9 protein-coding genes are annotated in these 9,186 nt (G+C 61.0%); 7 read left to right on the top strand and 2 right to left on the bottom strand.

Features of this window, described 5'->3' with window-relative positions; all coding sequences use genetic code 11:
• The first annotated feature begins 173 nt into the window (after positions 1–173).
• Together INQ47_RS22730 and INQ47_RS22725 are read left to right on the top strand one after the other, a co-directional pair.
• On the top strand, positions 174–674 hold the full coding sequence (locus tag INQ47_RS22730) for a peroxiredoxin (RefSeq protein ID WP_209966588.1): 501 nt from the start codon (positions 174–176) through the stop codon (positions 672–674).
• An 86-nt stretch (positions 675–760) separates the two neighbouring features.
• On the top strand, positions 761–1,699 hold the full coding sequence (locus tag INQ47_RS22725) for a LysR family transcriptional regulator (RefSeq protein WP_176684083.1): 939 nt from the start codon (positions 761–763) through the stop codon (positions 1,697–1,699).
• Here the strand turns inward: INQ47_RS22725 and INQ47_RS22720 are convergent.
• A complete protein-coding gene (locus INQ47_RS22720; protein WP_404702641.1) occupies positions 1,676–2,806 on the bottom strand; it encodes a porin in 1,131 nt (376 codons plus the stop codon). The genes INQ47_RS22725 and INQ47_RS22720 overlap by 24 nt on opposite strands.
• 373 nt (positions 2,807–3,179) lie before the next feature.
• Between INQ47_RS22720 and INQ47_RS22715 the strand changes: the two genes are divergently transcribed.
• Both INQ47_RS22715 and INQ47_RS22710 read left to right on the top strand, forming a co-directional pair.
• Positions 3,180–4,481, top strand: a complete 1,302-nt coding sequence (locus INQ47_RS22715; protein ID WP_103462399.1) for an MFS transporter — start codon at positions 3,180–3,182, stop codon at positions 4,479–4,481.
• Position 4,482: 1 nt separating this feature from the next.
• Positions 4,483–5,667 carry a M20 aminoacylase family protein gene (locus tag INQ47_RS22710; RefSeq protein WP_404702640.1) on the top strand — a complete coding sequence of 395 codons (1,185 nt, stop codon included), beginning with the start codon at positions 4,483–4,485 and terminating at the stop codon, positions 5,665–5,667.
• A 170-nt stretch (positions 5,668–5,837) separates the two neighbouring features.
• On the opposite strand, the gene INQ47_RS22705 is transcribed toward INQ47_RS22710, so the two are convergent.
• Complete coding sequence (locus tag INQ47_RS22705) at positions 5,838–6,389, bottom strand: GNAT family N-acetyltransferase (RefSeq protein ID WP_252459242.1); 552 nt, start codon at positions 6,387–6,389, stop codon at positions 5,838–5,840.
• Positions 6,390–6,569: 180 nt separating this feature from the next.
• On the opposite strand from INQ47_RS22705, the gene INQ47_RS22700 reads away from it, so the two are divergent.
• The 3 genes from INQ47_RS22700 to INQ47_RS22690 all read left to right on the top strand — a co-directional run bounded on the left by INQ47_RS22700 (position 6,570) and on the right by INQ47_RS22690 (position 9,186).
• On the top strand, positions 6,570–6,827 hold the full coding sequence (locus INQ47_RS22700; RefSeq protein WP_404702639.1) for a hypothetical protein: 258 nt from the start codon (positions 6,570–6,572) through the stop codon (positions 6,825–6,827).
• Positions 6,828–7,046: 219 nt separating this feature from the next.
• Positions 7,047–7,727, top strand: a complete 681-nt coding sequence (locus INQ47_RS22695) for a thermostable hemolysin (protein WP_404702638.1) — start codon at positions 7,047–7,049, stop codon at positions 7,725–7,727.
• On the top strand, positions 7,717–9,186 hold the full coding sequence (locus tag INQ47_RS22690) for an AMP-binding protein (RefSeq protein ID WP_404702637.1): 1,470 nt from the start codon (positions 7,717–7,719) through the stop codon (positions 9,184–9,186). Before INQ47_RS22695 ends, INQ47_RS22690 begins: the two co-directional genes overlap by 11 nt.

Below are 9,186 nucleotides of genomic sequence, written 5' to 3'. Positions count from 1 at the left end.
TGAGTCGTTCACAGCGTAATCTTGATGTGTTTGATTGAGGTGTATCCTAGGCGGGGCGCTGCATGAATGATATTGAAGTTATTTCACAGGTTTTTTAGCCCTGCTCATGATGCGTTGCTTGGTCGACTGCGGCATCATGGCTGCCTGGCCTTCACCTCACCCAGGAGACAGCGATGATCAAAACCGGCGATCAATTGCCCGACGTTACCCTTTATCAATACAACAGCGACGCAGGCGCCTGCGCGATCGGCCCAATGGCCTTTTCCATTCGCGAGCGTTGCAAGCACAAGAAGGTGCTGATCTTCGCGTTGCCGGGCGCGTTCACGCCGACTTGTTCTGAACGTCACGTTCCCGGTTATGTCGCGGCGGCCCCTGCGTTGTTCGCGGCTGGCATTGACGAAATCCTGTGCGTTTCGGTGAACGATGCCTTTGTCATGAACGCCTGGGGCAACAGCTTGCAGGTCGGGGATGCGGTCAAGATGATCGGCGATGGCAATGGCGAATTCAGCGAGGCGCTGGGCCTGACCCAGGACCTTTCGGCACGCGGTTTGGGGCGGCGCTCGCAGCGGTATGCGATGTTGGTCGACGACCAGGTAGTCCAGTACATTGCGGTTGAAAGCCCCGGCAAGTTCGAGGTCAGCGATGCGGCCAGCCTGCTGGCTGTGTTGCGCTAGCCATACCTTTCAGGCCTTGCCGACAACGGTTGTCAGGGCTGCCAGAACACCTTTCGAACCGGCCGCTAACAACAAGGTACAGACGGTTGAAACTTCACCAACTCAGGGCGCTGGTCGCCATTCATAACGCAGGCAGCATCCTCGAAGCCTCCAAGCTCATGCACATTACTCAGCCCGCACTGAGCCGTTCGATCAAGGAGCTGGAGCGAGAGGTGGGGTTTACCTTGTTGCAGCGGTCGCACAAAGGCATGGCCCTTACCGAGGAAGGCAAGCGTGTCATCCGCCATGCCAACCTCGTGGTAGAGAGCATACGTCGCCTGCAGATCGAAGCGGCGAGCATTCAGGATGCGGCGCTGGGCGCCGTGTCGATCGGGGTTACGTCGTTGACGGCGATGCTCGATGGCGTCGATGAAAGCATTCTGGCCTTTCGGCGCAAGTACCCGCGGGTGAAGATCACCATCACCGACTTGCGCCCCAGTCAGATCCTGCAGCGCTTGCGCGATGGCAGCCTGGACTTTGCCATTACTTCGCAGCAACCGCTGAGTCGGCTGAGCCTGGACTGGGAGGCACTGGGCAGTATCAAGGGCACGGTGATTTGCCACGCGTCGAATCGGCAGAAGTTCAGCCAGTCACTGCGCACCTTGCAATACGCCCCCTGGATCAGCCTGGACGAGTTGTCCGATCAGGCTTCGCAGTTTCACCAATTGTTCGAAGCCAACGGCCTTCGGGTGCCACAGAACACCGTTGAATGCACGTCAGTGATGATGGCGCTGAAGCTGTTGAAGAACACGGAATCGTTGATGACCATCAGCGAACTGGCGGTGGACCAAGGGTTTACCTACGGTATCGATTGCGAGTTCGTAGCCATGGCGGTGCAGGAGTTGATTCCGGATTACCCCATCAACCTGGTCTGCATTGACCGCCACAGCCTCACGGCGCCTGCCCAGGAGCTGTTCCACAGCTTGCGCGGGCAGGTGCTCAAGCAGACCCGCCCCGTTGGGTCAGAAGTGGTAGTACATGCCTAGCGAGATGTTGCTCGGGTTATCGCCAGCCTGGTCCACCGGGGTGCCGGCGTAGGTGACCGACGAGGCGCGCTGGTTGGCGATCATGCCGAGGCGTCCATAAATGGCCCAGCGGGGGTTGATGAAGTGGTCATAGCCGATCATCACACCCCACGCGTCCTTGTCGCGGGCACTGACCTGGCGTTGCATTACAGCCAGGCGCAGCACGTCCAGCTCGCCCACCGGCGTCATCATGCCGAATGTGTACAGTGTGGTGCTGGGTGTGCCGGCCTGGTCCACGTCCTGGCGTTGCCAGGTGAGGCTGGTGGCCAGCGGGCCGAAATCGTAGAACGCCGACAGGCTCTTGAAGTCGTTGGCGGTCTGGCGTGAGACGCCGCCGTCGTCCCATGGGTCGCTGTAGTAGCGGTTGTAGGAGGCCAGCGCAATCACCCGGCTGTTGCGGTATTGCAGCCGGGCGCCACCGCCACGCACGGTGCGCCCCGAGCTGGCGGCATCGTCGAAGCCGAAACTTAGCGCGGTACCGAGGCTGAAGCCGCTGAGGGTCGGGCTGGTGTAGGCCAGGGTGTGCTTGGGGCGCAGGTCAAGGTAGAAGGCGCCCTTGCCGGCGGCAGGCAGGGCCAGGTAGGTGTAGGGCGAACCATAGGTGGCCAGGAACGGGTCGGCGTAGGTGGGGGTGGCCATGCCGTAGGTCTTGCCGAACTCGAGCTTGCCCAGGGTGCGCGAGCGTAGGGCGACCGTCGCCAGGCGCAGGGTACCGACGGTGTCCCAGGTGCCCTCCAGGGCCTTGCCATTGAGGTTGAAGCCCTCCTCGACGTCAAGTTCCACGACGGTATCGGGGCCAAGCCCCTTGCGCGCGTACAGCCCGAGCTTGTTGGTCCAGGCGCCGCCACCGGCCAACTTGAAACCCGTGTGGTGCTGCGAATCGTGATAGCTGGCGAATGCATCCACGGTGCCGTAAACCTTGAGCTTGTCATCGAAGCCGTGATCCAGCCCGTAGTAACCAAAGCCCGGTGCTATCCGAGCGATCGTTGGAAAACCCTCTGCCTGTGCCTGCGCAGCAAGGCAAGCCCCTTGGATCATCAACAGCAACGACGTAGTGCGAGTGTTCATTCACGACTCCTGGCCAGCACAGTGATGTGGTGGCGCTAGCGTCGGTGAACAGAACGTTGCAGCGTGATTGCTTATTCGGTCAGGTCATGCCGTTTGGTTAATCAAGGACCGGCGCGGCATGTGGATTGGCGAGCGCATCCGCTTTAGACAGGCTTTGAACAAGCGTCAACGCTGCGCTACGGCTGCTGATTTGTGAGCGTTATTGGGGCCGCGCGCGGAGCGAGGGCGAACTGTGCGCCAGCGCAGGGCAATTTGGCCAACGATCGTTCCGGTTAATTAACTATTGGTTATCCCTATGCCGAAACTGCAAGTGTATTGAGTGCCCGATTGGCTGATATTCGCTGCACGCCGCGATTTGCCAACGGAGATAACAATGATCAGACCGCTCCCCACATCGCCGAGCCTGCAAAAGGGTGCGCATTCAGCCGCGCAGGTATCGTCCTCCCGTAAAACCTTGATCGCCTGCTCGCTGGGCAATGCGCTGGAAATGTACGACTTCACGATCTACAGCTTCTTCGCTGTACTGATCGGCAAGCATTTCTTTCCCTCCGACTCGGCCATGGCGTCGTTGTTGATGTCGCTGGCCACCTTTGGCGTCGGTTTCCTGATGCGGCCGGTTGGGGCGATGGTTATCGGTCGCTATGCTGACCGGCATGGACGCAAGGCAGCACTGAGCCTGACCATCGGGCTGATGACCCTGGGCACCGCAATGATTGCCTTTGCACCCACATATTCACAGATCGGTATTTTCGCCACGCTGTTGCTGGTGACCGGCAGGCTCATCCAGGGCATGTCGGCAGGCGGGGAGGTCGGTACCGCGTCGGTGTTCCTGATGGAATCCAGTGCGGTTGGCAATCGCTGCCAGAGCGTCAGCTGGCAGGCCGCCAGCCAGGGCTATGCCGCCTTGGTGGGGGCCGGCTTTGGCCTGGCCCTCAGCCAACTGCTCGACCCCGCGGCGCTGGAAAGCTGGGGATGGCGCATACCGTTCATCTTCGGCCTGCTGATCGGGCCGGTGGGTTGGTATATACGCACGCGTTTGCCGGAAACCCATGAGGCCGCACCGGCGCAGAAGGGGGAGCAGGGGCTGGATGCCGAGCTGCTCAAACGCATCGCCCAAGGCATAGGTCTGATGGCCAGCTCGACCATTGGCATGTACCTGTTCGTGTTCTACATGCCGACCTACCTGACCACGGCCTTGCATTACCCACCCGGCAGCGCGATGGCGATTGCCTGTATCAGTAGCGGTTGCATGGCAGTCATCTGCCCGTTGGCCGGCAAATTCGCCGACAAGTATCAGCTCAGAAAACGCCTGCTGGTGTGGACGGTCGCCGCGCCGGTGGTGTTGACCCTGCCAGTGTTCTATCTGCTTGGGCACGTGCAGCACATGGGCCTGGCCATGATGGGCGTGGCGATCCTGATCTTGCCGACTTGCATCGGTGCCGGTGCGTTCTTCGCGCTGATCATGGAGGGCTTCCCGAAAGCCAGGCGGTCCTTCGGCACCTCGGTCAGCTACAGCCTGGGTGTGACCTTGTTCGGTGGTTTTTCGCCGCTGGTGGCTACCTGGCTGATTGCAGCGCTGGGCACGCCGTTGGCGCCAGCCTACTTCCTGCTGGCCGGCGGTGTTGTCAGCCTGGCCTGCCTCAGATACTTCCCCGAGAACAAAGGATGCGAGTGATATGGGTATTTTGCAGAGCAATCAACCACGGAGTTCAGCAGCCGAGGTGGATGAGTTCGTCATGCTGCGCCGGCAGATCCACGCTGCGCCGGAAATTGGCGGCGACACCCCCGATACGGCGGCCCTGGTAGCCGATAAGCTGCAAGCGTTGGGCTATGAAGTGCATCGCAATGTGGGCGGGCATGGAGTGGTCGGCGTGCTGAAAGTGGGCGACAGCCCGCGCAGCATCGGTTTACGCGCCGACATGGACGCACTGCCCATGGGCGAAAAGAATGCGTTTGCGCATGCCAGCAAGATCCCCGGCCGCATGCATGCCTGTGGCCATGACGGGCATACCGCGATCCTGCTGGCAGCCGCTGCGCAACTGGCGACTACACGCCAGTTCAATGGGACGTTGAACGTGATATTCCAGCCCGACGAGGAAGGCCTGGCGGGGGCCAAGGCGATGATCGACGACGGCCTGTTCGAGCGCTTTCCGTGCGACTCGGTGTATGCGCTGCATAACATGCCCGGCCTGCCGGTGGGCACTTGCGTGGTGCAGGCGGGGCCTACCATGGCGTCTTCCGAGCGTGTCAGCATTCGGATTACCGGCAAAGGCGGGCATGGGGCGATGCCGGAGCTGTCGGTCGACCCGGTGATGGCGTTGAACAGCCTGATCAGTGGCATCCAGACCATCAAGTCGCGCAACCTCAGCGTCGAGGACTACGCCGTGATCAGCATCGGCATGATCCAGGCCGGCACTGTCTACAACATCATCCCTGACGAGGCCTGCATGTTGCTGAGCGTGCGCACCGACACGGCCCAGACCCAGCAGAAGATCAACAACCGCATTGACGCCCTGGCCAAGGGGCACGCAGAAAGCTATGGCGTGGAGATCGACGTGCAATTCACCCAACTGGCGCCCGCCTTGTGCAACAGCAATGACGAAAGTGCATTGCTGCGTGACAGCCTGAGGCCGTTGTTCACCGACGGCGCGCTGCTGGACAAGATGCCAAAGAAGGTCATGGGCACCGAAGACTTTGCCTACATGTTGCAGGCGCGGCCTGGCTGTTACTTCATGCTGGGCAATGGCACGGGCGAGTTCCATGGTTGCTCGGTGCATAACCCCCACTACGATTTCAATGATGCGTTGGTGAAGATTGGCGCTGATTGTTGGGTGAAGTGGGTTCAGGACTATCTGCGTTGACCCCTTCGTCGGGGCTTGCCGGGGGCTTCCACAGCTGCGGCAAGCGCCGCCTTTGCCGTGGAGGATGCCTTGCGGTGCATGGCACCGGTTTCGCCGGTGTTCGGGGCAAGCCCGCGCCAGCAGGCGGGACTGCCTTTTGACCCTGCATCATCTGCGCAGGCCGAGACAGGTCAGGTTTGCGTCCTGTCGAGCCAGGCACTGCGTGTCATCTCCCATACCTCTACCCGCATCTGGCCAGAGACAAAATGCCCATCTCGCGTTGCCACCTTGCGCATGCCCTCATACTCCGAAACCCTGCGTGAAGCGTGGTTGGCAACCGCTTTGGGAACCTGCATGACCGGACGCGACAATGTCTCGAACCAGTATGCGTTGATGACCCGACATGCTTCGCGCATATAGCCTTGCCCCCACCACTGCGGTGCAAGCCAGAAGCCTCGGTTGTTCCCAGGCTGTTCATACAGGCTGATGCTGCCAATGGTGTTCTCGGTTGCATCGCGCAGCCGGATCATCCAGTGCCACTCGCGGCCCGCCACCATGGCCGGCAGGGCGATATCGCGCACATAGATCAATGCGCCGTCTTCCGGGTAAGGCCACGGCACACGACGGTCCAGATAACGGACGATCTCCCACTGGGGGAACAGTTTCTGAATGGTTGCTGCATCTCCCAACTGAAGGGGGGTGAGAACAAGACGGTCTGTGAACAGCGTTGGAAGGCAATCCATGGCACTCGCTCCTGAGCTTGCGGATAATGCGTCTGAGACTTGTGAAACCTGGTATCCATGCGTCTGCGCCGTAATAGTCTACGCTCTCAGCCGAAGCGCGTCGTTACAGGCTTCATCCCGTTATCGTCGCTCTGGCGATTCACACCGACGGACCAGGCTCGGTCCAAAGAGGGTGCAGCAATGGCGACTATCGAAACCGAGAACCTTGCAAAGGGGCTGCAGCAGGTTGAAGCCTGCTGGCAGGCGTATACCTCGTCACAGCGGCTTGTAGAAGGCCTCGAGGGCAGCGACCTGAGCAGTGCCATTGAAACCGCCAACCGCGATTTCACCAGGTTTCAGAACCAGTGCCAGCTTTTTTATGCCGAAGTGCGCAAGAGGGCAGCGGATGCGGACAAACTGGAGAGCGACATGGCACTGTATCCCCATTATTTTCAGTGACGCCCTGATTGAACGTCGCGCTGTGCCCCGGTTCTGACAAGCAAAAGGTACAGCGAGGACGCTTTCATGAGCATCGAACGCAGCACCCGCAATAGGGTAAAGACCGCTGATTGTCATGCGTGAGCGCCAGGCTGAGGCGTTCCGACGGTAGCAGACTTCAGATTGCATTCAGATTCGGCCCTGATAATTCCCTCCGTCGCACCCAGGCGGGGAAATTTCATGACTCAGTCTCATCAATGGCACAGTTTGCTTCCGTTACCCATCGGTAGCCATGCCGATCATCAGGCGCATCTTTCTCTTCACCTCAGCGGCGATCAAGGGCGCGGCGAACTGGAGCACTTCATACACGAGCGCTTTGCCAGCGTGCACCAGGCGGATGTGCAGCATTACCTGCCGGAACTGCTTGCCTTGCAGGGTAGCCATGGTCGCCTGATCGCGGCGGCAGGCATGCGACCGGCCAGCGAAGGGCCGCTCTTCCTTGAGCGGTATCTGGACGAGCCTCTGGAATCTGCTGTTTCACGGGTAACCGGTGCCTCTCCGGATCGCAACTGCATGGTAGAAGTAGGCAACCTGGCCTCGCTCAGCGCCGGCAGCGCTCGAATAATGATCATCGCCGTGACGTGGTTGCTGGCCATGCGCGGTTTGGAGTGGGTGGCATTCACGGGCGCCGCGACACTGTTCAACAGTTTCCAGCGACTGGGGCTGGTGCCCACTGTTCTGGCCTCAGCGGATCCTGCGCGCCTGCAGGGCCAAGTGGACCAATGGGGGACCTACTACGACCAGCGACCGCAGGTATTTGCCGGCAACATAGGCTTTGGCTTCGATGCCCTGAAGCAGGCGGGCATGTTCGAGCGGCTTGGGTTTCCCATGTTAGCCCTGGAGACCGGCCATGCGGCATGAACTGACAGCCTTTCAGGCACTGTTGCGCCAGCACGCCGTGGAACATCCTGACGCCGTGGCCGTCCAGGGAGATGCGCAGCGTTACACCTACCAGCAACTGCTCGACGAAGTCGAATCTCGCGCGGCCAGCCTGCGCAACCAACCTGCGGGAACCTTCGCCGTGGTGCTGGATAACGGGCCCGAAGCGCTATTCTGGGATCTGGCGGCGCTGTTCGCTGAACGTGCCAGTGTGATAGTGCCGTCGTTTTTCAGCGCAGCCCAGTTCCAGCACTGCTTGCAGCAAAGCGGAGTCACGGCGGTCGTGTGCGAGGCGCAGTGGGCTGATCAGCTCACTGCGCTTGGCTTTGACCGGCAGGCACCAGCTAATGTCTGGCTGCGTGACCGTGTTGTCGCCCCGGCGCTGCCTGAGGGCACTGCCAAGATCACTTACACCTCCGGTAGCACCGGTACGCCCAAAGGCGTGTGCCTGAGCGCTGAAACCATGCTGCGTGTGGCGCATGAGCTGGAGGCTGCCAGCCGCCCAGCCGAGCCGCAGCGATACCTGGCGGTACTGCCACTGGGGGTTTTGCTGGAAAACCTGGGCGTCTACGCCGCGCTCATGGCTGGCGCTTGTGTGCAGCTCTACCCGCAGCAGCAGTTGGGGATGGGAGGGGCAAGCCAGGTCGACTTCAAGCGCCTGCTGGGCGCAATCGCCCTCAGTGGTGCGCAGAGCCTGATCCTGGTGCCGCAACTGCTGATGGGGTTGGTGACAGCGATCGAGCGTGGCCTGATGCGGGTCGGCCCTCTGCGTTTGGTGGCGGTAGGCGGTGCTCGGGTATCGCCAAGCCTGCTCGCGCGGGCCGAGGCGGTCGGTTTGCCGGTGTTCGAAGGTTACGGCTTGTCCGAGTGCGCCTCGGTAGTGGCGCTCAACCGCACAGGGGCTGTACGCCCGGGGAGCGTTGGCAAGCCGTTGCCGCATGTGCAGGTGCGCATCGCCGAGGATGGCGAAGTTCTGGTGGCCGGCTCGATATTGCTGGGCTACCTGGGAGAGCCGCCTGTAACCGGGCAGTGGTGGGCAACAGGCGATGTAGGCCACCTCGATGAGGAGGGCTACCTGTATCTGGATGGCCGCAAGAAGCACCAGTTCATTACCAGCTTCGGGCGCAACGTCAACCCGGAGTGGGTGGAAGCCGAGCTGAGCCAAAGTGGCGTGATCGCCCAGGCTTTCGTGCATGGCGAAGCCCTGCCAAACAACCTTGCCTTGCTCTGGCCACTGGATCCCGGCATCAGCGACGAGGCCATCGAACAGGCCATACAGCAATGCAACGCGCGGTTGCCCGATTACGCCCGGGTGCACGCCTGGCGCCGTTTACCTGTGCCTCTGAGCACGCTTGACGAAACCCTGACTGCCAATGGCCGCCCGCGACGTGAGGCGATCTTGCAGCGTTACCACACCCTGTTATCCGACATCTCGTTGTGA

This window comes from Pseudomonas sp. 3HC3, from assembly GCF_044904505.1.
GTDB lineage: Bacteria > Pseudomonadota > Gammaproteobacteria > Pseudomonadales > Pseudomonadaceae > Aquipseudomonas > Aquipseudomonas putida_Y.
This window is presented reverse-complemented; position numbering and strand designations above follow the sequence as displayed.